Consider the following 23969-nt stretch of genomic DNA (forward strand, 5'->3'; position numbering starts at 1 on the left):
GTTTTCCCCTATGGCAGCATGTCAGTTTTCATCCGGTATTTCATCCAGAAACAGCAGCCTGAACTCCGCCAGGTTTTCCCCGGCCGGATCCCGGGTGGATGGTTCCTCTGTTCCGCGCAGGCAAAGCAGGCTGCCTGCCCCTTTTCCGTTCCGCAGATGCCGGAAAGGCCGCAGCAGGTCATTCATCTCCCCGCGGGAACAGATCAGCGGGATCATGTTTACCAGCAGTTCACCCGCCGCGTGGTCCCAAAGGGAAAAGAACCACTGGTCCGCGGCCGGCAGGTACCGCAGCTCCGCCTGCGCGTGAAAAGGTTCCCCGCCGATGGACAGATCCAGCGTCATCACCTGCCACGTTTCCCCTGTCACCGGTAATAAATACCCCGTCATACCATCTCTCCCAATAAAGGTTTAACTATTAATTGTTCATTGTTCATTGTTAATTGTTCATTGGTTATACCCCTGCTCTTTGCAGCATCTGCGTCAAAGCGGTTCCTGTCACTTTCTTAAGGTTTCCTGCCGTTCCGGTGTTTTCCCGCACCGAGGAGTTGGTGTTTGTCTTTACCTCCCCGTCGTTTCCGGCAGACGCCGGAAGGTATTCCAGGAAGACCAGTTCCCCGCTCCATCCTTCCTGGTTTTCCTCGTCCTGGGTGGCTGTGATCTCCGTCAGCAGCATATTCTCATAGGTCCCCAGGGAGGTGACCACCCTGCAGGGGATGCGGTTCCGTTTCAGGGAGGCCATTGCCTCCAGCATCCGGGCAGACCAGCCGGGACTGTGGGCCGTATCGGTTTCAATCACAGACAGTGTCACCCGGTCAGGCAGGTTTCTCGCGCTGTTAACGGTCTCCGTTCCCTGGGGCGCCTCCCGGTTCAGGTCCAGCGTCAGACTGTGTTCAATAGCTGTCACCCCGGTAAAGTGCCAGGCGTAGTTTTTCCCGTCTGCCGCGCAGGCAACATAGGCTGTGGAAGCCATGCTCATTCTTTTTCTCCCTTCCTGCGGGTACAAAAAAAGCCTGCATTTTCGCAGGCCGGTCGGATCGGATCAACAGGGGTATCAGATGACAAACTGGAATACGCAGAACGCGGCATACACGCACAGCAGGAAGATGCCCTGGAACCGGGTCAGCTTCTGCCGTTTCAGCGCCGGAAGCGTCATGAAAGCCATCACAAAGAACATTACGGGAATATCCACCGCCAGGGAAACCGGCGTGCCGCAGATGGTATTACTGACAGGCACTTTGAACGGGCTGAGCGTTGTGCTCAGGCCGGAAACCAGCACCAGGTTGAACAGGTTCGCGCCGACGATGTTGCCCAGGCTCAGGGCGCCGTGGCCTTTCACCAGCGCCGTGATGGCCGTTACCAGTTCCGGCAGGCTGGTACCCAGCGCCACAAAGGTCAGGGCGATCACGCTTTCCGGAACGCCGATAGCCTCGGCGATCAGGGTTCCGTTATCCACCAGCAGGTTGGCGCCTACGGCAATGCTTACCGCGCCGGCGGCCAGCATCAGCATGGTCTTCCAAAGGGGGGATTCCCCGTCTTCCGCTTCCTCAGCATCATCCGTACTTCCGTAGCCGTTCTTTTTCCCGTCCCAGATGGTGTAGGCGATATAGGCAGCAAAAATCAGCAGGAGCACAATGCCGGACAGGCGGCTGAAGGTCCGGCCGATATAAGCGTTCAGGGCATAATACACTGCCGCGATGAAGAAAAAGACCACCGGCACCCGGAAGCTCTTTGTGTCCACCTTGCAGGGCCGTATCGCGAAGGTAACAGCGGAGATCAGCGCCGTGTTGCAGATCACGCTCCCGATGGCGTTTCCGTAGGCGATCTCACTATGGCCCTTCAGCGCGCCGGTCGCGGAGACCAGCACCTCCGGCAGGGTCGTTCCGATGGCAACCACCGTCGCCCCGATCACAAGCTCCGGAACATGAAAACGGCGGGCCAGATCCGTGGAACCATCCACAAACCAGTCCCCGCCCTTGATCAGCAGTATGAATCCCAGCAGAAACAGCAAAACCGGTACGAGCATTCTGTTCTCCCCCTTCCGACAGGGGAAATTATACCATATCATTTCATATGCGCGACCTTCGCTTTGCGGAAATAGAACCGTCTATTTCTCCGGAAACCGCAAAATAGAATTTTATCCTTTGGCTGACTGCAGGGTCCGCAGCAGGTATCGTTCCGCCGTATCATAAAGGCTGCGGCCGATCTGCTCCGGATCGCTTCCCGCTGCCGTCACATGGATATTCACCGGCGCGGATACGTTCTGGCTGTAATGACTGACACTCCCCGTTCCCGCCTCCCCCGCTTTGGGGATTTCAGAAAGAACCAGGCTCATCCGCGAAGCATTCAGATCTCCCCGAATCTCCGACATCAGTTCTGACTTCACGAATCCCGTCCCTGAATTGTTTGTATGTTCCAGGCTGCCGGATAATAATTCTGAATTCTGAATTCTTAATTCTGAATTAATTCTATTCCCTCCGCCCGTAGGCGTTAATGCTGAATTCTGAATTCGTAATTCTGAATTGGCTTTCAGCTTTACTTCCACCGGATCCGAAAAGATGCTCCGGATACTGCCCACCGCGCTCCGCGCGGCGGATACGATCCCGGAGGCGTTGGCTTTCAGTGAAACAGGCTGTTTCACCAGAGCGGTGAAACTCTCATAATCGCTGAAAGCCTGTGCCAGGTCCAGCCCGACAGGCAGCCTGCCCGGACCTGCGGTTTCTTCCACAGGGACATCGAAACCGGAAAAGCCCGGCAGGATACCCAGCTCTTCCGAAAAGGAGCGGATCGCCGCGGACGCACCGTCAAAAGCTGCTGCCAGCTGCTCCGCCAGTTCGCGGTTTTCAGACAGGACAGACTGCAGGCGGCTGACGCCTGCTTCATCAATTTTGACGGCAAAGGAAGCCAGGAATTCCTGCACGAGATACCCCCTCCTGAAAGAAATTTTCAATTTTTACAATTTTTTTACAAAAAAGTGAAAACAAAATGCCCCTTCCTGTCGTCTAATATTATGGAGGGTGATAGAAATGAGAAAGACGAAGGTTTACGTGATCAGACGCCAGGGGGAGCTCTATACACGTTTCTCACTCAGCACGCACCGTGACTCGGTGACGGGCGATCTTTCCATTTCTTTCACCCTCCCCGGCAAAGCCTGGACCTTCTGTTTCGAGAAACCCATCCCGGAACTGGGCCTGTTTGTCTGGGGAGATACGGAACATGTCTGAAACAAGACCCGGCCGCCGCGGCTGACAAAAGCGGCAGGCTGTGTGTCTTTTCATTATATCCGGGCGGCTTCGGCCGCCCTTTTTTCATTTTCCCTTCGCACCCGGATCAGCTCCGTAATGTCCAGCAGGTCGTCCAGCGTATAGGTGCCGTCCCAGAGTTCATGCTGCCGCCACATTCCGGCGGCTACCGGCAGAAAGAGGAACTCATCGATGTTCGGGCAGGTCAGGGGGATGTATCCGCAGGGGCTGTTTCCATCCCCGACCCGCCTTCGCCGAAAAAACCGGACAGGCTCCAGGCGATGCCCTCCATCAGCAGTCTCATGCAGGAACGGGTATCGTGCTCCAGCTCCGGATAGCCCCATTCGCTGCCGGTCATCACCGGCTGGGGCCCGGCAGGCAGCAGCACGGAAACATGGTTCAGCACCGCCGTCATCACAGACCGAAGTTCCTCCTCCGACAGGGAGGCGATCAGGTCCAGCATCGTAGGATGTTCGATCTTCCCTTCCAGCCTCATCAGCAGCCGGAGCAGTACCACCCCGGAAAAAGCATCAAGTTTGAAAAGGCGAAAACCGAGAAGGTTCCCGTCTTTCCTGATTTCGATATCCTTTGTGACTGTGCGCATAGCAAACACTCCTAATTATGAATTGTTGAGCAACTGTCCAATTCTTTGATTTGTGTAACAGTTGCCATATTACAGCCGTCAAAGTTCCTTCCAGAACTTTGGTCACGGCGATCATGGAATTCTGAATTCTGAATTCTGAATTAATCTTACTGTTCCGTTATGGTCGTTGCCAGCAGGGTATAACTGACGTTCGTTGCCATCCGGTCATAAGTCCGGTCCGGCGCTTTCTGCAGGGAAACCCCGGTACAGATGGTTTTGAACCCGGACACCGTATCCGTAATGGTCAGTGTTCCCAGGGCAATCCGGTTCGGATTGCCCGTATTTTTTGCCCACCTGGCCCAGCGCCTGAGGAAATCATCCCCGATACTGTTCTGCGGCACCTCAATCTGGATGGTGCCGTTTGTTGTTTTCAGCCGGTTCACCACCACATATCCGTCCGCGGTAGCTGTATGGGAGCTCAGGTCCCCGGCCGCTGCCACGGTGATCTTCCCGATACCGCACAGATGCAGGTTCGCCGTCCCCACATCCGGATGGTACAAAACCGACTTCACATCCGGAAGGGAATAAACGTTATAAGCCATGCGTGCCTCCTTCTGCTATGATGACCGCCTTGCCAGGCGGTCATTTCTGTGATAGTTTGTATATAGACAGGTTACATCCCGGTAATGAAAGGAGCATATATATGGTCACCATTCTGAACCGCAAAAGGCTTCTGGCTGACTCTTCCAGCGAAACAGCGGCAAAAGTACGGGAGGCGCTGAAAGCTGCCGGTATTAAGTATTTCATGAAAACTGTCCAGAACAGCACCGCGCTGGGAAAAGCCATCCACACCAGCATAGGTGCCCGTACATATGGTTCCGGTATGCCATCCTCTTCTTACTCTGACCAGGTCAGTTATGTTTACATGGTCTATGTCAGCAGGAAGGATTACGCCCGGGCAAAAGACCTCTGCCACCTGTGACACCGCGGTCTGCCTTCATGTTTTGACCTTATCCCTAGCTTTTTCAGTCAGTATAGCTTCACAAAAACGAAAGAGAGGATATCCTTATGGCGCTGATATGTGAGAAATGCAGGCGTATTATTATGGAAGATGTGTGTCCCTTCTGCGGAAGCACAGAAACCCGTGAACCGGCCGATGATGACCACTGTTATCTGACCATCCTGAATCTACCCAGTGAGGCAGCGGTTCTTAAAGAGCTCCTGAACCAGAAAGGCATCCCGTTCAGGATGAACATCGTCAGCATTGATAAACATACTGTTACCCGTGATGTCTATGTTCCCTACAGCTGTCTGGAAGAAGCGCAGCGCGAAATGGCAAAGCTTTGGAAAGAAGAACCTGCGGGCGATGCCTGGAACGAAGAATTGGGATCCGATGTCTTCCAGGCGGATGAGATCGACCAGATGGAATGCTCCATTCTGGACGGTATGGACCTGGAAGAGCTTAAAGCCTATAAGGACAAGATCTCGAAAACCCTGAAGGAGATCAAGGCTCTGGAGCAGTTGTGGAAAGAGCGTACAAACAGGCTGCTTGATATGCGGGAAGAAGCCGAAACCCTCATCGACGAACTGTCGTAATTCAACCGGCATCTGGTGCCCTATTCCTTCAGAAAAACAGCGCATCCCGCGCTGTTTTTTTCACCATTTTTAAGTTTTAAGTAAAAAACCTCCTACTTCCTACCTCCTACCTCCTACCTCATATCTGTCATATCTCTACTTTTATTTCAATCACAACAGACTCAATGCTTCCCGCCAGGCACAGCGCGCACTGCACCGGTACAGCCCTGTGCGCCGCCCGGTCAGCTTCGCTTTGGTCATCATAGCTGTCCGCCCAGAGCATAAACCCGTTCTCGACGATCTCCCCGCTCCGGACAGGTCCCGCATCTGTCCCGCGCCACACGGCGGAAGCCAGCACACCCCGGTCGGTATAGCCCATGAGAATGGAGGAAAACCGGTTGATAAACTGAGCCGTGGAATCATCCGTCTGGGGCATCTTATCCGGATTTTCCGCCAGCAGCGTCACCGCGGCGTTCTGCAGGTCTTCCGCGATTTTATCCGTATAGAGGACTTCATCATACCGCTGCCCGTTAGCCATCGTTCCGTTCTCAAACAGAAAGTGGGTATAGCCCCGCGCCACGTACACATTTCCATTCTTTGCCTTAATGCTGTCCGCCTGTCCCTGTGTCAGCGCGGAAGGCTGTATTCCCTGGATGGTCTTGTAGCACAGGGCAAAGGCGGTTTTCTGATGTGCCAGTTCCAGTCCCATGGCTGTTCCCATCACCGCCGCGCAGTCAGGAACCGCGGCGCAGCAGAACGGCAGCGTCCGTTTCAGCCGTTCCCGGTACAGCCGGTCCAGCGGTCCATCCGCGGCAGCGGAAAAAGACAATACCGGGGCAAAGAGTACCGCCGGAACCGGCAGGGCTTCCACGTACCGGGCCAGTCTCGTCAACGCCTCATCTGTCAGGGGCGATACCGGCATTACACCGTAAAAATCTGCCGTCTGCTCCAGCACCGCGTCCAGAGCGTCCTCCGCCGTCTGTGAAACCGGATAACAGGAAACCAGCAGGTGCCCTGGTGCCGGAGAAGCCGCGAAATACTTCAGCGCCGCCCCACAGGCATCCCCGTCCGCCTCAAACCCCAGGGCAGTCAGTCCGGCAGTGGCCTCCGCCCCGGAGGTATAAACCTGCAGCCGGCGCTCCTCCGTATATCCGGTGTCCGGAACCAGCAGCAGGCCTGTATCAAAAGAGGACGGAGCGGCGGATGCCCGGACGGTGCTGACCGCCACGCGGGCAACAGGATTAATGCTCAGCACAGAAAAAGCCTCCATTTCATTACGGTTTTTAAATTCAGAATTCAGAATGCAGAATTAAGAATGAATTGTGGGGTCAAAAACGGCAGCAAAAAACGCCGCTTTTCAGCGACGTTCAGAATCGTTTTTTTATTCCATCCGGTCTATGGCTTCAACGATCTCATCCCAGTTATGCACCCGGATCATACCGTTGGCCTCCGCGTCATAGTCCCGGTTGTAGGGCCGTGTAAAGAGGATTTTTTTGTATTCCCCGCCTTCCAGGTTGTGAATGCCGTCATCGATCAGCACGTCTCCCCGGATCATCTGCTTCCGGCTGGTAATAATGACCTGCTGCGGGGACAGGAAGGGAAAGTACCGGAAGAGCACATCCTCCATTTTCCTGTGCACATGCTCAAACTCTGTGGCTGTAACGACGTAGACTTTATGCCCTTCATCCATGAAATGCTTCAGCGCTTCCGCCGCGCCGGGCACGGGCTTCACGTCCTCCCAGAAATCATCCTCGCGCATAAAGTCGAGGATCTGCCGTTTTTCAATGCCCGGGAAAGCACACACGATGGTCCAGTCGGTCACGTCATCCACCGACACGTTCCGGTCAAACCGCTCATTGGCCCGTTTCACCAGGGCTTCCAGCAGCTGCTCCATGGTATCGTCCATATCCACAAGGATCGTCACCGCGTCTCACCTCCGGCGCTGTATTCAGCGCAAATAATAGCATAGCCATTGAGAAATCACAATTCATAATTCGTCCTGATGTCTGGTGCCGCCCTGGTGTTTCAGGATCACAACAGGCGCTGTAGCAATGGAAGGCCGCGTCCCCGCCTGCTGTTCATACCGGATGCGCAGCGGGATCGACAGGTCCGCCCGTTTCCGCCAGAGGGAGCCCTCCTCCTCATGCATCAGGGCCGGCTGCGGCGGATCCGGAACGGGAAAGATTCCGGCGTCCCGCAGAATCCGCCGGGGAAACCCGTTTCCGTCCAGGTACAGCATGTGCCGGATCCGGAGCGCGTACTCCTCTGAAGCCGGACCGTAACAGACAATGATCAGCCGGTATTTCAGCGTTGTGTACACCAGGGCTGTGTTTCTGCCTGTTCCGGCCTCTTGGGGAACATATGCGGTGGACACCGGATCGGAAGCCGGATCCTGCAGCAGTGTCCAGTAGATCACATTCCGGTTTACCGGCGGCCGCGGGGCGTTTTCCGGTTCAGCATAAGCCTCACGGATCAGCGCGGCGGCCTCACGGGACAGATTATTCACCCCTGCGCAGGCACAAAGAGCATCAAAAAGGGCAATTTGAACCGGTTTTGAAGGAAAATTCATCGTTTTCTTCTCCATTTGTATGGTATTTCGCGCACAAGTGTGATATAATCACATCAAAAGCAGGGCACACGCCCGGAAAGGATAATAAACATGAACAAAACAGAACTCGTTGAAGTCGTATCCTCTAAAGCTGGAGTTACCAAAACCGAGGCTCAGAAAGTTGTTACCGCCACGCTGGAAGCTATCGTCCAGGGTGTAGTTGCCGATGGCAAAGTTATCCTGCCCGGCTTCGGCACCTTTGAAACCCGTCAGCGTTCCGCCCGTAACGGCCGGAACCCCCGCACCGGCGAAGTGATCAAGATCAAGGCGACAAAGGCCCCCGCCTTCAAGCCCGGCAAGGGAATGAAGGACGCCGTCGCGAAGAAAAAGAAGTAAGCAAGGCGAATCCATATGCGCCGGGAGTGTTCATCACTCCCGGTTTTCTTCGTTAATCAGCACCGCCAGGGCCTGAACAAACCCGAATCCCTGCCAGTTCCGTACCCTCACCACCCGCCAGGTCTGACCGTTCCACCGGATCCTGTCCGGCGCGGTAAAGGAGCCGCTGTCATCCGCCGGTGTTCCGGTGCTCAGGGCATAGTCGGTATAGATCACAATACAGGACTCCTTCTTTTCCTCTTCCGGCAGCAGTTTCAGGCTTTCCGCTGTTCCGGGATGAATGCAGCCCGCCGCCTGCCCGGTCACGCTGCAGGAAACCGTTCCCTCCCGGCTCCGGGTGCAGGTGATCCGCTCAACGGTAAAAGCAACAGATCCCAGTTCGGGATCATGGAGAACAGAAGAAATACCCATCAGACCTCCGTCATGGTATACTATAAGGGTTGTATCCAGTTATTCAGGCAAGGAGAAAGAATCGATATGTTTCAGCGTATTTCCGGCTTCTTCCGCCGTTTATTCGGAAACAAGGGCTTCCGCCGCGCGTGCTGGGTCTTTCTCGGTTTGTTCGTAGTTTACTATCTTTACAACATGGCCCTGTTCCTTCAGGCCCTGATACGTGCCGGTTTTACGCTCCGCTACGCGATTCGCGTGGTGCTCCGTACCCCGCTGGTCTTCCGCTCCATATCTCCCTTCTGGAGTGTCCTGCTCGGGGTGTTCATCGGCCTGGCCTGGTTCTTTTACCGCAGATGGAAAAACACAGAAACGGAAAAAACAGAAGAAAAAGAGCCTGAGGTTCCCTCTTCCGTCAGTGAGGAAGATTTCCCGGACACAAACCGTCATATGTATCAATAATTCCCCGATGTGATCAACTCATCGTTTTTATCCGGATATCCGTTTAAAACAGCACCTTCCTGCCAACTCTACGGATCGCAGACTCCGCTTTTCCGCCATATTCTACGGTCCGTGGGTGTGATTTCAGGAAGGATTGCGGGATAATCCATCCCCGAAAGGAGGAGCGCATGGATCAGGTCAGAACAGGCCGCTTTATCGCCGCGCGGCGGAAAGAGAAAGGCCTTACACAAAAGCAGCTCGCTGAAAAACTGGGCATCAGCGACAAAACGGTTTCGAAATGGGAATGCGGAAACGGATTCCCGGAAGTATCCCTGCTGCTTCCTCTGTGCGATGAACTCGGAATCACAGTCAATGACCTGCTGTCGGCCGAGCTTGTCCCCGGGGAAGCGTATCAGGAGAAAGCGGAGAATAATATGGTGGATATGATCAAAGAACGGGAGGAAAACCGGCGGCATTATATGCTTTTGTCCGCCCTGGGCGGTGTATCGCTGCTTTCCTTCCTGACCCTCTTGTTTGTGGCCTGCCTTCCCACAGGCGCCATCTCCCTGACCCTCAGGTTTATCATCCTGGCGATCGCCTTTTTGATCTTTGCGGTCGGCCTCCTGGCTGTTATCGAAGGGCAGCGGAAGATCGGGTATTATCAGTGCGCCAGGTGTTCCGGAACCTTCGTCCCGACGTTCTGGTCCCACGCTTTCGGACTGAACGTGGTGTCAAAACGGCTCCTGAAATGCCCCCGCTGCGGAAAGAGATCATTCTGCAAAAAAGTGATGTCCAGAGAGCCCGACGCACAGGAAGGAGACTGAACTGATGAAGAAAACAACAAAATGGCTGCTGGCCGCGGTGCTGATCGTCTGCCTGCTGTGCCTGACCGGCTGCAGCGGTAAATACTCCTCCCATTACAACGCTGTGGGATGTGTTCATTCAAACACAACCCGCTCCGCCTTTCTGAACTTTGCCATTTTTGAAGGCCGGATGGCCTTTACCCTGAAAAGCAGCGGACAGCTGAAAGCATCCGCGAAACTGGGAACGGGCAGCGCCGTCGTGTATTATGATGACGGTGAAAAGAAAGAGCTGTTCTCCCTGGGCGCCGGTGAAGAACTTGATTCTGTATTTGGGCCCTTTGCGAATGAGACGGTTTACATCATCGTGGAAACCAGTGAAAAGTGCCAGGACGGAGAATTCCGTTTTGATATGGAATAGTCTCATCACAGGAATCCGCGTCGCGCCGGTTTTCATTGCCGGCGCGTTTTCCTTTTCCCCTTGTTTTCATATCTGCTCCGTTATAATATTATTTGTCAGGGGTTGGAACAGACCAGACCGGAAGAGGGATTTTCATGAATATCGGAATCATCCAGGCCAGCTCGCAGGTCGGAAAAAACAAGCTCATCTTCGACACGGTGAAGAAATACGCCGCCGGTTCGGAGATCATCAATTTCGGATGTACGGAAGATGAACCGGACCGTTACAGCTATATAGAGATCTCCGTACTGGCCGGAATGCTCCTTTCCTCCGGTGCCGTGGACTTCATCGTTACCGGATGTTCTTCCGGCCAGGGGATGATGCTTGCCTGCAACAGCTTCCCGGGCGTTCTGTGCGGATACGCGCCGACCCCCATGGACGCTTATCTTTTCGCCCAGATCAATAACGGAAACGCGGTTTCCCTGCCGCTTGGCGAGGAATACACCTGGGCCGGATATGAAAATTTTGATGCCACTGTCGCGAAACTGTTTTCGGAGCCCTTCGGCCAGGGTTACCCCAAAGGAGAAGCCGCCCGGAAGCTCAGGGATACCGAACTGCTCAAACAGATACGCCGCAGTTCACAACGCGCCGCCGTTGACCTCCTGGAATCCCTGGACGGGGACTTCGTACGGTCCATCCTTCGCAAACAGAATGTCATCGGCTATATCCTGGAACATGGCCATGGCGGTATCGTGGACTGGCTTCAGGCCCGGTAAAGCAGGGTTATTTCTCCGTGATCTCATAATCAAAATCGTCATACAGCTGTCCGGTATCGACCAGCGGGGTCGTACCGGATTTTCCTTTTACCGGCACGCCTTTTTTCGCGACCCGGTTATAGATCCATCCGCCGGAAAGCGTCACCGGTGCGTTCGGCGGGTCAATTCCCGCGTCAATATATTCCCGGATGCCGTCCACCCCGCGCTGACCGGCTTTCTCCAGTCCCTCCCGCGTGCCCGGAAAGTCTCCGGCAAAAGCAGCGCCGCAGGCTTCCGCCAGGCAGCCTGCCATTTCCTCCCGCAGGTCTTCCTGTGCCAGCGCCGGCTGCACCACCGGCCGCGGCGGGATCCGCATAACCGGTGACCCGCGGGTATGGATTCCCAGCAGGAACCGGGACCGGCCGGAGGCTTTAGATGTCAGTCCCACGTCCACCCGGTGCTTTCCCAGCCACTCCAGGCATTCCCTTCGTTTTTCCTGATGCTCTGAATCTTCATGGATAGTCAAAGTAATCATAATTTTTCATTTTTCATTGTTCATTCTTCATTCTTTTTTGTGTTATAATTCAGGTAAAGGGACAAAGCAAAAAAAGCATAATGATCCGGCCCGGTCCGGTTAAGGGAGAGAAGCAAAATGAATAAGAAGGCATTCAAAAGCGCGGTTCTTGTTACCATTGTTACGCTGGTCATTTTCGAGGCGATTGGCTTCCTTGGGCTGCTGATCAACAAGGACAGTGCCAGCACGTATGTTGATTTCAAGAACATGGCGTACCAGTCCGTCATCATCGTTATCTCCCTGGGTGTCGGTATATCCACCTATTTCCGGAAAAAGAATGAAACGGAAAAGTAATCCCCCGCATACTCCTCCAGGTTCCTTTGTTTTCCTTCCTGCGCCGGTTCTTTACCGGCGTTTTCTTTTGTTCCGGTATCTCTCTGTGATATAATCCGGAAGAATAATCTGTCTGATCCACAGGAGTCTGTTATGAACTGTAAGGAAATGACCCAGCAATACTTTTCCCGTTGGCTGGGTTCCGACGGCAATCTGCTGGCAGGAACGCAGAATGCCCCTGTTTTTCTCTTCACCCCGGAACGGAACACTGTCCAGGCCGGCTATGGCGAGCGTTTTGACGTCTGGGCCCTGGAAACAGCTTCCGGAACCTTCGTTTCCTTTGGAGACGCGGTGCGGGACAGTATCCCCCGGCTGGAAGAGTTCCTGCGCGGCGGCACGCCGCTGGGTCAGGCACTTCAGCAGGTTTACGGGGTCAGGCCCGAACACAGTATCCGCTGGTTCTACGCCGGCGATGACAGGGAAAGCCCGGACGCCCGCGTCCTGGAACCCTCCGACTATCCCGCCTTTGAGCAATTCTTCCGCTCGCAGTATCCGGATCTGGAAGACGTATCCTGGCTGCGGGAATACTTCGACGAGATGGCCGCGGAGCATCTCTGCTGCGGGGTTTTCATGGACGGCCTGCTCGTCAGCTGCACCGATATGCCGATAATGCCCTATATGCAGGAATCCATCCGGGAAATCGGGATCAATACGCTGGCGGCGTACCGGGGCCGGGGCTGCGCAAAGGCCGCCTGCCTTCAGTGCATCCATGAAGTCCTGTCCCGGGGCAAATGCCCGATCTGGTCCGCTGAAGCGGAAAACACCGCGTCCCTCAGGCTGGCCGAGTCCGTCGGATTTGTCCGTCTGGGTGACTCATACTCCATAAGTCTTTCAACCGCCGGTTAATTCCCCTTTGCCGTTCCTTGTGATATAATGCGTTCACCGCTGGAAAAACCCGCGGCATCAAAGGAGACAGAAACGCGTGGAAACCAGCGAAATTCTTATCGGAAACATCTGCAGCCTCGGAGCGATGATCACGGACGGCATCAGCGGAACCCGGAAAAATCCCCGGCACATCCTCGGTGCGCAGTTGATCAGCCAGTTCTTTTACGGCGCCGGATCCTTCGTCCTGAAAGGCTACAGCAGCACGGCCCAGAACGTTGTGTCCGTTCTCCGTAACCTGGCGGCAATGAAAAATGTCAAAAGCAAAGCCGTCGAATGGGACCTCATCCTGCTGGGTGTCGTGCTGGGCGCGGCGTTCAACAACCGCGGGCTCATCGGCTGGCTTCCCGTTATCGCGAACCTGGAATACTCCGTTGCCGTTTTCCGGCTGAAAGACAGCGAAAGAGGCCTGAAGCTCGCCTTCCTGATCAACGCCGTAATGTTCGCGGTCTTCAATCTTTCCATCATGAACTATGTCGGTGCCATCGGCAGCTTATCGGTTATCGTCATCACCGCGGTTTCCCTCCTCCGGAACAAACCGGCTCAAAACGTCTGATCCCCGTTGGGAAAAGGAAGAAGAAGTCATGCAGATCCTGTTTATCCTTGAAATCATCGGTACCATCGCTTTCGCTGTTTCCGGCGCGGTTGTCGGCATACAGAAAAAGATGGATATCTTTGGCGTCAGTATCCTGGGCCTCACGGCAGCTGTCGGGGGCGGAATCCTGCGGGACCTGATCCTGAACATCACCCCGCCCGCGGCCTTCCAGAACCCTGTTTTCGCGGCCACCGCCATCCTTGTCAGCATCCTGATCTTCATCCCGGCGGTCCGGAATGTCTTTGAGCATGGAAAGAAGATTTATGAAGTCCTGATCCTGCTCATGGATTCTGTCGGCCTGGGCCTTTTCACCGTGGTCGGCGTCCAGGTGGCCACTGCCGCCATGCCGGAGCGGAACCTGTTCCTGATCACCTTCGTCGGTGTGCTCACCGGGGTCGGCGGCGGCATCCTGCGGGATATCTTTGCCGGAAACACGCCCTATATCTTTATCAAGCACTTCTATGCCTGTGCCTCCATCATCGGGGCATGGACCTGTGCTCTGCTCTGGCCCCACACCGGTGCCGTAACCGCCATGATCGCCGGCGCTGCCATTACCGTGGTCCTGCGGCTGCTGGCTGCCCGTTTCCGGTGGAGCCTGCCGAAAGCCAGATAATCAGATTGGATAAACCTGTTTACAAATCTCAGCAAATGGAGAATGAAACAATGGATCTGAAAGCTGTGGAGCGTTTTATCAGCAGGCAGAGTGTCAGTTTTGTCTGTTCTGTGGACGATGAAGGCTGCCCGAACGTCAAAGCTATGCTGAAGCCGCGGAAGCGGGTCGGAGTGAAGGAGTTCTGGTTCTCCACCAACACTTCTTCCATGAGGATCCGCCAGTACCTCGAAAACCCCAAAGCAAGCGTCTACTTTTATCACAAGGGGCTGATCCATTATGAAGGCGTTATGCTGAAGGGTACTATGGCTGTTTTGACAGACCAGGCCTCAAAGGATATGATCTGGAGAAAAGGCGACACCATGTTCTACAAAAACGGTGTGACTGATCCGGACTACTGCGTCCTGAAGTTTACCGCGGAAAGCGGAAGGCATTACCGCGACCTGAAAACGGAAAATTCTGAGATTGACTGAATAAACAACACGAGGAACCGCCATGACAATTCGAACCATTGACAATGATATAAAGCTCATTCCCTACTACCGCAACGATGAGGCTTCCTTCCCCTGGTACCAGGATCCGGATGTCTGCAAGCAGGTGGATAATATCGACCATGTCTATGACCTGGAAACCCTGCACCGGATGTACGACTATCTGTCCTCCCACGGGGACTGCTATTACATTGAGTATCAGGGTGTCCTGGTGGGCGACGTTTCCCTCCGGGACAGCAAGGAGCTGGCCATCGTGATCTGTAAGGAATACCAGAACCGGCACATCGGCCGGAGATGCGTTACGGGCATGCTGGAGCTGGCCCGGGAAAAAGGCATGGACCGCGTCTGGGCCAATATCTATTCCTTCAACGAGCAAAGTAAAAGAATGTTCCTTGCGTTGGGCTTTACCCAAACCGGCGAGGAAGAATACGAACTGAAACTGTGAAGAGGCAAAAATGATCAAAGCATATAAACCCGCGCTGGATGAACTGTCTTTCCGGGAGAGCCTGATGGCCGATCCCGAGACCATGTCCTACAATGACGCCTGGGGCGGCACCATTCCCTTTCCGAAGGAAGACTGGCAAGACTGGTATGAGTACTGGATGGACGCTCCGGAATCTGAAATGTATTACCGTTACCTGTATGACGATGCGGTCGGCTGCTTTGTCGGCGAGATCGCCTATCACTATGATGAGGACAGGAACATCCACATCTGTGACGTGATCGTCCTGGCCAAATACCGGGGCCGGGGATACGGTTCCGCCGGTATAAACCTGCTCTGCCAGGCAGCAAAGGAAAACGGCGTCGCTGTCCTGTATGACGATATTGCCGCGGACAATCCCTCCTGGAAACTGTTCCTGAAAAACGGCTTTGAGATCGACTGGCAGAATGACGAAGTCGTGATGGTAAAAAAGGTTTTATAACAGCGGAAGCAAGGTATTGCCGATGAAAAAGGTCCTGTCGTTTCTCCTGGTGTTCTGCCTGCTCTGCGGCACTGCCGCGGCATCCGAGGAGTTTACAAAGGAAGATTTCCTCGCGGATTATGATGAAGCGCTCAGCATCCTGGAGGAATGCTTTCCCTGCCTGCCTTACATCCGGCAGCAATACCCGAATTATGATGATATGTGCCGTGAGGGACGTGAAACGGTTCTCAACAGCTGTGATTCCGCCGGGGACCTGATGCACATCCTGGCTAATCTGTTTAACAGGATAGGGAGTCCTGCTCATCTGGCCATACTGGATTCGGACACTTATCGGTATTATACCGATAACGCCGCAAACTGGTATGATGCCGACTCTCCTGAGATCCGTCTGCTCAATGACGAACAGACCCGTGCCGTCTATGCTTCCATGGACCGGAACCAGTCTTTACCATCCAAATTTTCATTCAGCTCCGCCATATATCTTTCATCCGTTTCCTATGATCCCGGCAGGTCTCTCCTTTACCTCCGCCTGCCCTCCTTCAATTCTACCCTTATGGAACGTGACCGGAATATTCTCGTGGATGCTGTCCGGGAGCATCCGGACGTGAAGCATATCGTCTTCGACATCTGCGGTAACCACGGCGGGTCAGACTTATACTGGTATGAACTGCTGGTGGCACCTTTCGGAGAGCGTATTCCTATCACCGAGCGGCTTTACTTCCGTGATACCCCCATAACCAGGGATTACGGCATAATGGAAAACGCTGTGCCGGTATCCTCCCTGCCCGCCGACGAACTGCCTCCCTTTGTGAGGGAACTGGACCTGACGTACACTTCATCAGGGACCTTTCTTGCTGAACCTGCTGAAGAAGGCAGGATCATCCACTGCGACGCGAAGCGCTGGGTCCTGATCGATCAGATTGTCTTTTCCGCGGCGGACGGATTCGCCGGATTCTGCAGGCAGACACACTGGGCCACCCTTGTCGGCCGGACCACTATGGGAGACGGCGGCATGGTAAGTTCATGTTTCACCCGTCTTACCCGGACCGGCCTGCTGATGAAGTTTTCAGCAGTGGCCACCGCCAACGCGGAAGGTTTGCTGAACTCCCTCTACGGCACAAAACCGGATCTTCCGTGCAAGCCCTCTGAATCTCCCTGTGACGCCGTGCTCCGGTATATCGACATGGAATAATACCCATCGTTATTCCGCCTGCTTTATCCTGTTTTTCCCGTCCGGTCAATGATACACTTCCCTTCATGAAGGAGTTGTCTCCCGATCAGAACGAAAGAAGGATTCCGCTTTGAATATCAATAGCAGCCGATATCAGGACTCTTGCGGGTTTTCCGATGATGATAACGATGCGGCGCCTGAAAAGCGCAGCAGGCAGTGGGTTGGTATCCTGATCGCGCTCGGTCTCTCAGTGCTGTTTTTTTTCCTCGTATTTTACGGTCCCCGGCAGACAGTCCTCAACGCGTTCCTGTACAACTGCACCTTGCGGATCATCTTTGGTCTCGCCGTCCTGCGGATTGCCCGGAAGCTTTACGGCAGGCTGGTCCCGGAAATACTCAGTTCACGCGAAAACGGTCCCGCGTTGATTACAGGCGCCGGTGCGGTTTTGTATACTTTGTATCATCTGTTCTGTGTTTTCGCGCTTCTCTCGGCTCCCGGAGCTTCCTTTTCCGGTTTGACCAGCGAATTGATCTTTATCGATCTATTCCTGCTGCAGATCACCACCGGGTTCTATGAGGAACTGTGCTATCGTCTTCTCGTTTGTGAAGGATATTTCCACGGTCCGCGGACTCTCCGCCGGAAACTCCTTTACGCGCTTATCAGCTTTGGCATTTTCGGTGCGCTTCATCTCTGCACCAGTCTCAGTTTCGCCACGTTCCTTTATACAGGCGCTGTCGGTTTTGCCTTTGCCGTCATCTATCTCAACACACGCAACATCGTGATCCCCATGTTCCTGCATTTTATCCTCGATGTTTTCATTCATCTTCAAAACTACGTGCCTGCGGATGGAACACTCTTTATCACCTCTGATACATGCCTGACCATCATGGTCCTCCTGATGATTTTCATTTCCCTGGTGATGCTGATCCGTCCGGTCAGGCTGTCCCGCAAAGAATAACCATCCCCTGTATTCGGGGAAACACTCCTCTGAAACATCACTTTTCATTATTTCGCAGAAAGAAGGGACCTGTCTTATGGATAAAGACCAGCAGAACAAGGATCAGAACCAGGGCTGGAACTGGAACTGGAATTGGAATTGGAACTGGAACTGGAACGGAGACAAAAACCGGAACAACAACCGGAATACCCGAAACCATAACCGCCGTTCTTCCCGGAAGCACCGGTGGCTGGTACCTCTCCTGTTTTTCCTCATCTTCCGTTATCAGATCCTGCACACGGCAGCCGCCGGAGGCCGCGCTTTAGTCCGCGGGCTTTCTTCCGGTCTGTCCGGCATTCTTTCCGCTTTCCGGTCCATCATCCACGCACTGCTCTCTGGTTTCGGTTCCCTGTCCGCCTCTGAATCAGCCATCGGCGGCCTCGTCGTAGGCACGATCATCGGTTTTATCCTGTACCGTCGCCGGCTCAGCCGGAAACAGGCCCGGGCCGAAGAGGAGCAGGAAGACGTATACGAAGGGGAAGAAGAGGAAGAGCCTGAAGAGGAAAAGCTGATTATGCCCTGCCCTTCCTTTGTGTTCTCCTCAGATACCGATGATGATTACACACCCCAGGCCAACAAAACCTTTCATGCCTGATCTTCATCCCTTTCAGGGTACATACAGGCTTCTCCTGTACCGCCGCAGAATGGCCAGCAGCTGAAGCCCGAACGCGGTTTCCCGTAAATCCGCCGGTTCAGCCAGGCCGGAACCGGATGCCGGGGAGGCGGCGGTTGCGTAAGTAACCGACACCTCCCCGACTTTTTTACCCGTAATCCGCTGCGGGGCCTGCCCGGCGGAAGCCAGTACCGCCCTGATGGGCGGTATACCTTCCGGAGGCGCGGAACGGGCATACAGGGTCAGCTGATGCGCCGTATAAAGCCGTCGGGCTTCCTCCGCGTCCTCCGGAGTAAAGGAGGAAAACTGCCCGTTGGCCCGGCGGATGTATTCCGTCAGCACAACAACAGGCGAGAAGCCGGTAAACTGTGGATAGAAATCGGTAAACTCTTCAGCGGTCACCGGCTTCACCTCCTGTCAGGATTCCGGTTCCTGTTCCGTTTTTTCTTCGTCAGGTTTTATCTCAGCTGCGGGTTCATCCTTCGCTCTGGACTTCCGGCCGGAGGCCCGGGAAGAAGACGCTGCAGGCTTCCTGCCTGCCGCGTCCACCCCCTCAAGCGGTGAATTTTCCAGCTGTTTCTGCTGTACGGGTGTCATGGATGCTTCCAGGGAACCTTCCCGGATCAGCAGTTCAAAAAGGGGATCCTGCCGGATGGCTTCCGGCGCTTCCCGGAAGGTCAGGCGGGTTTCCGGCGTAACCCGGTATATCACTGTACCGGACCGGTCCCGAAACTCGGCACATACCCGTGACAATATAAGCATAGGCTTTTCTCCTTTCAGTCGAAAACAATTCATAATTCATAATTCACAATTGTTTTCAACATTAACAGACATTTGGAACTACCAGTAACATTGACAGTATCATTTCAAACAAGGCTGCAGATAATTTCAGAAGCATCTTCACCCCGCAATTCATCAGCCTGCAGCATCGAACAGCTAAAGCATCTTGCAGGATTGTAAAGTATATATCATTCTGCATTCTGCATTCTGAATTCTGCATTGAAGGTTCGGTATCCGGACGGATTATATTCCGTCCAGATACCGAACCGTACTGGGGTACAGAAACCGGACCTCGGAGAACTGGGCGATATACGGAATCTTAATGCGCATCTCGGCATATTCCGTATCCATACGGCGCAGGGGCTGGGTCAGGTTGAAACAGATCCGGTCCACCCGGTTCATATAGACCACCATCCGGTCGCTGCCGTCACTGCCGATACCGGAGCACCATTTGCATGGGGCGATTGTCAGTTCCCCGCCCTGCTGAACTGTCAGGTTGTTCTCCAGTACATAGGTGAGGATGGACCGTTCGGAGTCGTCCGAAACCTTGCGGGTTACCAGCTGGCCGAACTGCTCCACAGGGATCAGGATATGGTTCGGCAGGGCATCGCTGGAACAGTCATTGTCCCGCCAGAGAGCGGAAATAGTCCGGTTGATATCCGCCAGGATCTCATCCGCGGTCTTTGTCGCCCAGGAGGTGTCCGTTCCGCCCGGGGTATGGGCAGCCGCGGAAGCCCGGGTCACCGCCGGATTGTTGCACAGGCCTGTGGAGGATACCTTCACAAAACCGGTGTAAACATTCCGGTCGATCAGCTTGTCGCAGTGCAGCCGGATTCCTTTGTTCAGGAAGGTTTCCGGATCCCGGCCCACCTGGATCATCTTCTCCTTTTCCATGGTGGAGAAGGACATATATTCCGCGAAATTGAAGGTGCGGGCCACCTGTTTGGACATATCCGCCTGGATGACCGGAATATCATTGGCCGCCTCAAAGAAGAGGTTGTCGTCATCCCCGCCGGTGGAAGCGTAGGATACATCCACGGAAGCGATGGATTCCAGCAGTCCGCCGCCGGTAATGACCGGCATATCCCTCGGCCAGTCCGTACCGGAAAGCGGCTCCAGGATTTCATTATCCACCTTCTCCAGTTCTTTCATGAGGAAGGTATAGGAATCGTTCACCGCCAGGCGGCGGGGATCGATCCTGAAAGCATGATTCATGACAAAACTCCTTTCAATTATATTTTGTTCATCATATGGATCAGATATTATTGCGCGCGTTTACGGTGACTTCCGATACAGTTTCTCCGCTGCCCTGCTTATTCCGGATCCGGACATTTTCCAGCATCATCGTTGAACCTGCTGTTCCGGCCGCTCCGGTCAGGCCGCCGTCACTCTTGCGGATATACACTGCCCCGCCGTTATTGCCCGAATTACTCAGCGATACAGCAATCCCTCCGCGGACCAGCACCTCCATCACATCCCCGGCCTTCCACACGCCTGCCTGGGGCTCGCCGGACTGATCCCGGGGATAAGTTTCCGGCGTCTTGTCCGCCACCCGGACCGCAAATCCCAGGAAATCCGTGAATTCCTGCGGATTGGCAGTGTTGAAGGGCACAGCTCCGCCGGAGCCCATAAATACAGGAGCGCCGAAGGGAATATCCGTATTCCCGGCATTTTTGACAGAGATCACAATGTCATCCACGGAGCGGGAAACCGCTCCGGGACTGCCGCTTCTGAAACCTTTCTGTACCTTACCCACGATGATTCGCTTCCTTTCCCCTCATGGCTGCGTTGCGTTTTTCCATAATGCGCCTTCCCAGGTCGGCGGAAACAGGCGCTGTCCGCTGGCAGGCGGAAGACAGAACCCCGTAGATGTCAGAATCAGCCGTCTTTCTGCCCCCGGCGCGGCGCAGGTTTGCGGCGATATCACCGGCGATCTTACGCTGCGTTCCCTTAGGCATCCGGACAAGCAGAGGCCGCACGGCTTTCAGGGCAGCGCGCAGCGCGTCTCCGGTCTGCAGTGTCTCCGGAAGCCCGGCTTCCTCCTGGTTTTCCGCCTCAATAATGGCGGAAGCCACCGGATCCAGGATCTCCTCCATCACCTCGGAGATCTCGCTTGTCATCGGATCCAGCGCTTCTTCCGCGGCATTCTCCAGTGCTTCACCAATCACTTCTGATGCTTCCTCCGGAACCGCTTCATCCGCCGCGGCCGGCTCCAGCAGGGCAAGGATGCGGTCCAGGCGTTCCAGGATGCCCGCGAAACTGTTTTCATCAATAATGATGTTCTTCGTTTCTTCGGTTTCCGTCTGCTCCTCTTCCACGATCTCCGGTTCAGGAGCCGTTTCAGCTTCCGCGTTTTCAGCGGGATCCAGCATTTCCTCAATGATCTCCGCGACGGTTTCCACGTCGCCGTCTTTGGCCATACGGGCCAGAACTTTGGACAGGGACTTCTTCATGATCTTGTTTCTCCTTTCGATCGCTGGTTTGTTGTAGTCTTTTATAGAAACGCGGGGACCGGCGCGTCCGGCGTCGACAACCGCCACGTGGTTCCCGCGGATTTTTCGCTGGAGGTACCGTCCGTTCTCCTCACACAGCTCATAGGTATAGCCGCAGGAGATTTCCCGTTTGCCTTCCTCCAGGATCAGGTGGATCAGTTTGGGATCGGTAATGATCAGGTCCGCCAGGAGCAGGTCCGATTCTTCTCCGCTTCCCCGGCGGACATTGTGAACATGCCCTTTCTGCAGGGCCCGGATATTCCCGATATCCACCCCTTCCGGCGGATGATCGTTGGTAACCGGCATTCCCTCAAAGGAAGCAATGGTTTCCGGAGAAAACACCTCTTCTTCTGGTCGAAACACCCTGATCGGGCCGCCCCCTGCTTCAGCATGAAATTGTTCATTGTTCATTGTTAATTGTTCATTGGTGATCCCCAGCTCCTCCGGAAGGTATTCCTGCGTACCTGTCCGGGCCACCGGCACATTCAGGCACAGAAGATAACCCTCGGGTTCCCTTTTGGATATGTTTTCAGACAACCGCGTCCCGTAATAGTGCATATTTCCACTCCTCCCCAAAGCAGGACGCGTCCCTCTCCCGCCGGAAGGAACGCGTCCCGAATTTTCAATTCTGTTTGTTCTGTGCTATAATGTGTTGTTATTTTTTTCGGTCAGAAAGGAAACCTTATGACAGAAAGACAACGCAGCCTCATCGGCGGCATCTCCGTACTCGGCATAGCCGGCATCATCTGTAAGGTCGTCGGCGTACTGTTCCGGATCCCGCTGTCCCATATCATCGGCACAAAAGGCCTCGGTCTGTTCCAGCAGGTCATGCCCTCCTATAATCTTCTCCTGGCAATCACTTCCGCAGGTATTCCCGTCGCCATTTCCCGCATGGTTTCCCACTATGTCACCATCGGGGAGCCGGGCAATGCCCGCAAGGTATTCAAGACGGCTTTCAAGCTGCTCACAGTACTGGGCATCGTTTCCACCATCATCCTGCTGCTCTGTTCCCGTTTAATCGCAACACTGGTCAAGACCCCTGAAGGCTACCTCAGCTATATGTGTATCGCCCCGTCCCTGTTCTTCGTCTGCGTCATGAGCGCCTACCGGGGCTACATGCAGGGAATGCGCCGCATGATGCCCACCGCCATAAGCCAGCTGATTGAACAGGTCGGTAAGGTGGCTGTTGCCCTGCCCCTGGCTTCCATCGGCTTCGCCCGGGGCGGAGAGGAAACAGGCTGGATTCTGGGCAGCGCCGGCGCCCTGTTGGGTACCTCTCTGGCAGAATGCGCTGCCATGCTGTACATGCTCATTCAGGGGCGGCTGTTTAAGAATCCGCCTGCAAAGCCGGATGAAAAAACCGTTTCCGGCAGGGATCTGGCAAAGCGCATCGTCCGTATTGCCATCCCGATCTCTTTAGGTGCCTGCATCGTCCCGCTGTCTTCTGTCATTGACTCCGGAATGCTCAAAGGTTTGATGATGGATTCCGGTCTCTCCGACGCAATCTCTCTTTCCCGTTACGGCGTTTACAGCGGTATTGTCATCACAATGATCAATGTTCCTACGGCCATCGCTATGGCCATGTCCACCAATCTGGTGCCTGCTGTTGCCTCCGGCCTGGCCCGGAAGGATATGAAATATGTCGCCCGGGAAGCCGGTATCGGCCTTCGGGTCGCCTCGGTTGTCGGTTTTCCCTGCTCCATCGGCATGAGCCTGCTGGCTAAGCCCATCGTCTTTCTCCTCTATGGCAGCAATCCCAGGTTCTCAGCGGAAGAACTGATGCTGGCCGGTAATCTGCTGGAGTTCTCCGCCATGACCATTATCCTGTTTACCATGGTACAGGCAACCTCCGGTATCCTGCAGGGAGCCGGAAAGCAGAAAATCCCGATGCTGACCCTGCTTGCGGGCGTTGTCTGTAAGATCGTTCTGAACATAATCCTGGTCAGCAACCGGAACATCAGCATTCACGGGGCGCCTGTCGCGTCTCTGGTCTGCTACACCGTATCCATGATTCCAAACCTGTATTATTCCTGTAAATATACCGGCTGCAGGTTCTCTATCCCCAATGTGATTCTCCGTCCGCTGGGTGCTGCCGCAGTGATGGGCGGTGTCGTCTGGTTTATCTACCAGTTCATGTTCGGCGGTGAACAATGCCTGTCCGCCGGTTTCACAAAGCGCCTGCTGTTGGTTGCGGTCTGCATTGCAGTCGGCGTCATTGTCTATATTGCCGCCGCGTTCCTGCTGAAAGCCATTGATCCCAATGACCTGCCCGCCCGCTTCCGCAGGAAGAAAAAGAGCTGACCACTGTTCAAATACAGGCCGCCTCCGCTGCCTGTATTTTTCTATTGTATTCATCGGCGGGAAATACGGCTCCGTATTTTTCC

The 23969-nt window shown here is 54.6% G+C and carries 36 protein-coding genes; 19 read left to right on the forward strand and 17 right to left on the reverse strand.

What is annotated here, in order from left to right; all coding sequences use genetic code 11:
• Positions 1-21: 21 nt before the first annotated feature.
• The 4 genes from JYE50_RS09795 to JYE50_RS09810 all read right to left on the reverse strand — a co-directional run bounded on the left by JYE50_RS09795 (position 22) and on the right by JYE50_RS09810 (position 2917).
• On the reverse strand, positions 22-387 hold the full coding sequence (locus tag JYE50_RS09795; RefSeq protein WP_143763583.1) for a phage baseplate plug family protein: 366 nt from the start codon (positions 385-387) through the stop codon (positions 22-24).
• A 64-nt stretch (positions 388-451) separates the two neighbouring features.
• A complete protein-coding gene (locus JYE50_RS09800; protein WP_084095355.1) occupies positions 452-976 on the reverse strand; it encodes a phage baseplate protein in 525 nt (174 codons plus the stop codon).
• A gap of 75 nt (positions 977-1051) precedes the next feature.
• Positions 1052-2023, reverse strand: a complete 972-nt coding sequence (locus JYE50_RS09805; protein WP_084095356.1) for a calcium/sodium antiporter — start codon at positions 2021-2023, stop codon at positions 1052-1054.
• 111 nt (positions 2024-2134) lie between these two features.
• The gene (locus JYE50_RS09810; RefSeq protein ID WP_084095357.1) at positions 2135-2917 is read right to left on the reverse strand and encodes a hypothetical protein; all 783 of its coding nucleotides are present in this window, start codon (positions 2915-2917) and stop codon (positions 2135-2137) included.
• Positions 2918-3023: 106 nt separating this feature from the next.
• Here JYE50_RS09810 and JYE50_RS09815 point away from each other — a divergent pair, with 106 nt between their 5' ends.
• A complete protein-coding gene (locus JYE50_RS09815) occupies positions 3024-3221 on the forward strand; it encodes a hypothetical protein (RefSeq protein ID WP_084095358.1) in 198 nt (65 codons plus the stop codon).
• 53 nt (positions 3222-3274) lie between these two features.
• On the opposite strand, the gene JYE50_RS09820 is transcribed toward JYE50_RS09815, so the two are convergent.
• The 3 genes from JYE50_RS09820 to JYE50_RS09830 all read right to left on the reverse strand — a co-directional run bounded on the left by JYE50_RS09820 (position 3275) and on the right by JYE50_RS09830 (position 4424).
• Complete coding sequence (locus JYE50_RS09820; RefSeq protein WP_283399176.1) at positions 3275-3397, reverse strand: DUF6889 family protein; 123 nt, start codon at positions 3395-3397, stop codon at positions 3275-3277.
• Between the two features lie 47 nt (positions 3398-3444).
• Positions 3445-3843 carry a hypothetical protein gene (locus JYE50_RS09825; protein WP_084095359.1) on the reverse strand — a complete coding sequence of 133 codons (399 nt, stop codon included), beginning with the start codon at positions 3841-3843 and terminating at the stop codon, positions 3445-3447.
• 146 nt (positions 3844-3989) lie between these two features.
• A complete protein-coding gene (locus JYE50_RS09830; protein ID WP_084095360.1) occupies positions 3990-4424 on the reverse strand; it encodes a tail tube family protein in 435 nt (144 codons plus the stop codon).
• 101 nt (positions 4425-4525) lie between these two features.
• Here JYE50_RS09830 and JYE50_RS09835 point away from each other — a divergent pair, with 101 nt between their 5' ends.
• Positions 4526-4804, forward strand: a complete 279-nt coding sequence (locus JYE50_RS09835) for a hypothetical protein (RefSeq protein WP_084095361.1) — start codon at positions 4526-4528, stop codon at positions 4802-4804.
• 86 nt (positions 4805-4890) lie between these two features.
• The gene (locus tag JYE50_RS09840) at positions 4891-5418 is read left to right on the forward strand and encodes a hypothetical protein (protein WP_084095362.1); all 528 of its coding nucleotides are present in this window, start codon (positions 4891-4893) and stop codon (positions 5416-5418) included.
• Positions 5419-5545: 127 nt separating this feature from the next.
• On the opposite strand, the gene JYE50_RS09845 is transcribed toward JYE50_RS09840, so the two are convergent.
• The 3 genes from JYE50_RS09845 to JYE50_RS09855 all read right to left on the reverse strand — a co-directional run bounded on the left by JYE50_RS09845 (position 5546) and on the right by JYE50_RS09855 (position 7966).
• Positions 5546-6652 carry a DUF3383 family protein gene (locus JYE50_RS09845; protein ID WP_179138278.1) on the reverse strand — a complete coding sequence of 369 codons (1107 nt, stop codon included), beginning with the start codon at positions 6650-6652 and terminating at the stop codon, positions 5546-5548.
• A 126-nt stretch (positions 6653-6778) separates the two neighbouring features.
• Positions 6779-7321 carry a 5' nucleotidase, NT5C type gene (locus JYE50_RS09850; RefSeq protein WP_084095364.1) on the reverse strand — a complete coding sequence of 181 codons (543 nt, stop codon included), beginning with the start codon at positions 7319-7321 and terminating at the stop codon, positions 6779-6781.
• A gap of 63 nt (positions 7322-7384) precedes the next feature.
• Positions 7385-7966 (reverse strand): phage neck terminator protein, encoded by a 582-nt coding sequence (locus tag JYE50_RS09855; RefSeq protein WP_084095365.1) that lies wholly within the window; start codon positions 7964-7966, stop codon positions 7385-7387.
• A 90-nt stretch (positions 7967-8056) separates the two neighbouring features.
• Between JYE50_RS09855 and JYE50_RS09860 the strand changes: the two genes are divergently transcribed.
• A complete protein-coding gene (locus JYE50_RS09860; RefSeq protein WP_084095366.1) occupies positions 8057-8341 on the forward strand; it encodes an HU family DNA-binding protein in 285 nt (94 codons plus the stop codon).
• Between the two features lie 33 nt (positions 8342-8374).
• On the opposite strand, the gene JYE50_RS09865 is transcribed toward JYE50_RS09860, so the two are convergent.
• Positions 8375-8752 carry a hypothetical protein gene (locus JYE50_RS09865; protein ID WP_084095367.1) on the reverse strand — a complete coding sequence of 126 codons (378 nt, stop codon included), beginning with the start codon at positions 8750-8752 and terminating at the stop codon, positions 8375-8377.
• Between the two features lie 66 nt (positions 8753-8818).
• On the opposite strand from JYE50_RS09865, the gene JYE50_RS09870 reads away from it, so the two are divergent.
• From JYE50_RS09870 to JYE50_RS09885, 4 genes are all read left to right on the forward strand, one after another.
• Complete coding sequence (locus tag JYE50_RS09870) at positions 8819-9190, forward strand: hypothetical protein (RefSeq protein WP_084095368.1); 372 nt, start codon at positions 8819-8821, stop codon at positions 9188-9190.
• Between the two features lie 167 nt (positions 9191-9357).
• Positions 9358-9993: a helix-turn-helix domain-containing protein gene (locus JYE50_RS09875; RefSeq protein ID WP_084095369.1), complete on the forward strand. Its 636-nt coding sequence runs from the start codon at positions 9358-9360 to the stop codon at positions 9991-9993.
• Positions 9994-9997: 4 nt separating this feature from the next.
• Positions 9998-10390, forward strand: a complete 393-nt coding sequence (locus JYE50_RS09880; protein ID WP_084095370.1) for a hypothetical protein — start codon at positions 9998-10000, stop codon at positions 10388-10390.
• A 134-nt stretch (positions 10391-10524) separates the two neighbouring features.
• Entirely contained in the window at positions 10525-11145 is a 621-nt protein-coding gene (locus tag JYE50_RS09885) for an RpiB/LacA/LacB family sugar-phosphate isomerase (RefSeq protein ID WP_084095371.1), read from the forward strand.
• Positions 11146-11152: 7 nt separating this feature from the next.
• On the opposite strand, the gene JYE50_RS09890 is transcribed toward JYE50_RS09885, so the two are convergent.
• Positions 11153-11659, reverse strand: a complete 507-nt coding sequence (locus JYE50_RS09890) for a hypothetical protein (protein ID WP_084095372.1) — start codon at positions 11657-11659, stop codon at positions 11153-11155.
• A 117-nt stretch (positions 11660-11776) separates the two neighbouring features.
• Here JYE50_RS09890 and JYE50_RS09895 point away from each other — a divergent pair, with 117 nt between their 5' ends.
• The 10 genes from JYE50_RS09895 (at position 11777) to JYE50_RS09940 (ending at position 18295) form a co-directional block, all read left to right on the forward strand.
• A complete protein-coding gene (locus tag JYE50_RS09895; RefSeq protein ID WP_084095373.1) occupies positions 11777-11992 on the forward strand; it encodes a hypothetical protein in 216 nt (71 codons plus the stop codon).
• A gap of 132 nt (positions 11993-12124) precedes the next feature.
• Complete coding sequence (locus JYE50_RS09900) at positions 12125-12877, forward strand: GNAT family N-acetyltransferase (protein ID WP_084095374.1); 753 nt, start codon at positions 12125-12127, stop codon at positions 12875-12877.
• A 76-nt stretch (positions 12878-12953) separates the two neighbouring features.
• A complete protein-coding gene (locus JYE50_RS09905; protein WP_084095375.1) occupies positions 12954-13469 on the forward strand; it encodes a YgjV family protein in 516 nt (171 codons plus the stop codon).
• A gap of 28 nt (positions 13470-13497) precedes the next feature.
• Positions 13498-14121 (forward strand): trimeric intracellular cation channel family protein, encoded by a 624-nt coding sequence (locus tag JYE50_RS09910; RefSeq protein WP_084095376.1) that lies wholly within the window; start codon positions 13498-13500, stop codon positions 14119-14121.
• 50 nt (positions 14122-14171) lie between these two features.
• Entirely contained in the window at positions 14172-14591 is a 420-nt protein-coding gene (locus tag JYE50_RS09915) for a pyridoxamine 5'-phosphate oxidase family protein (RefSeq protein WP_143763584.1), read from the forward strand.
• Positions 14592-14613: 22 nt separating this feature from the next.
• Positions 14614-15054 (forward strand): GNAT family N-acetyltransferase, encoded by a 441-nt coding sequence (locus JYE50_RS09920; RefSeq protein ID WP_084095378.1) that lies wholly within the window; start codon positions 14614-14616, stop codon positions 15052-15054.
• Positions 15055-15064: 10 nt separating this feature from the next.
• The gene (locus JYE50_RS09925) at positions 15065-15532 is read left to right on the forward strand and encodes a GNAT family N-acetyltransferase (RefSeq protein WP_084095379.1); all 468 of its coding nucleotides are present in this window, start codon (positions 15065-15067) and stop codon (positions 15530-15532) included.
• A 22-nt stretch (positions 15533-15554) separates the two neighbouring features.
• Positions 15555-16724, forward strand: coding sequence for a S41 family peptidase (locus tag JYE50_RS09930; RefSeq protein ID WP_084095380.1), 1170 nt, complete (start codon positions 15555-15557; stop codon positions 16722-16724).
• A gap of 109 nt (positions 16725-16833) precedes the next feature.
• On the forward strand, positions 16834-17661 hold the full coding sequence (locus JYE50_RS09935; RefSeq protein WP_084095381.1) for a CPBP family intramembrane glutamic endopeptidase: 828 nt from the start codon (positions 16834-16836) through the stop codon (positions 17659-17661).
• 76 nt (positions 17662-17737) lie between these two features.
• Positions 17738-18295 carry a hypothetical protein gene (locus tag JYE50_RS09940; protein WP_084095382.1) on the forward strand — a complete coding sequence of 186 codons (558 nt, stop codon included), beginning with the start codon at positions 17738-17740 and terminating at the stop codon, positions 18293-18295.
• A 12-nt stretch (positions 18296-18307) separates the two neighbouring features.
• On the opposite strand, the gene JYE50_RS09945 is transcribed toward JYE50_RS09940, so the two are convergent.
• The 5 genes from JYE50_RS09945 to JYE50_RS09965 all read right to left on the reverse strand — a co-directional run bounded on the left by JYE50_RS09945 (position 18308) and on the right by JYE50_RS09965 (position 22143).
• Complete coding sequence (locus JYE50_RS09945; RefSeq protein WP_179138279.1) at positions 18308-18715, reverse strand: DUF4054 domain-containing protein; 408 nt, start codon at positions 18713-18715, stop codon at positions 18308-18310.
• A gap of 15 nt (positions 18716-18730) precedes the next feature.
• Positions 18731-19075, reverse strand: a complete 345-nt coding sequence (locus JYE50_RS09950) for a hypothetical protein (RefSeq protein WP_084095384.1) — start codon at positions 19073-19075, stop codon at positions 18731-18733.
• A gap of 261 nt (positions 19076-19336) precedes the next feature.
• Positions 19337-20308 carry a DUF2184 domain-containing protein gene (locus tag JYE50_RS09955; RefSeq protein WP_084095385.1) on the reverse strand — a complete coding sequence of 324 codons (972 nt, stop codon included), beginning with the start codon at positions 20306-20308 and terminating at the stop codon, positions 19337-19339.
• 40 nt (positions 20309-20348) lie between these two features.
• Positions 20349-20849 (reverse strand): structural cement protein Gp24, encoded by a 501-nt coding sequence (locus tag JYE50_RS09960; protein WP_084095386.1) that lies wholly within the window; start codon positions 20847-20849, stop codon positions 20349-20351.
• Positions 20842-22143: a DUF2213 domain-containing protein gene (locus tag JYE50_RS09965; protein WP_084095387.1), complete on the reverse strand. Its 1302-nt coding sequence runs from the start codon at positions 22141-22143 to the stop codon at positions 20842-20844. The genes JYE50_RS09960 and JYE50_RS09965 overlap by 8 nt, the downstream gene beginning before the upstream one ends.
• A gap of 126 nt (positions 22144-22269) precedes the next feature.
• Between JYE50_RS09965 and JYE50_RS09970 the strand changes: the two genes are divergently transcribed.
• On the forward strand, positions 22270-23886 hold the full coding sequence (locus tag JYE50_RS09970; protein WP_084095388.1) for a putative polysaccharide biosynthesis protein: 1617 nt from the start codon (positions 22270-22272) through the stop codon (positions 23884-23886).
• The last annotated feature ends 83 nt before the right edge of the window (positions 23887-23969 follow it).

Source organism: Aristaeella lactis, from assembly GCF_018118585.1.
GTDB classification, from domain to species: Bacteria; Bacillota; Clostridia; order Christensenellales; family Aristaeellaceae; genus Aristaeella; species Aristaeella lactis.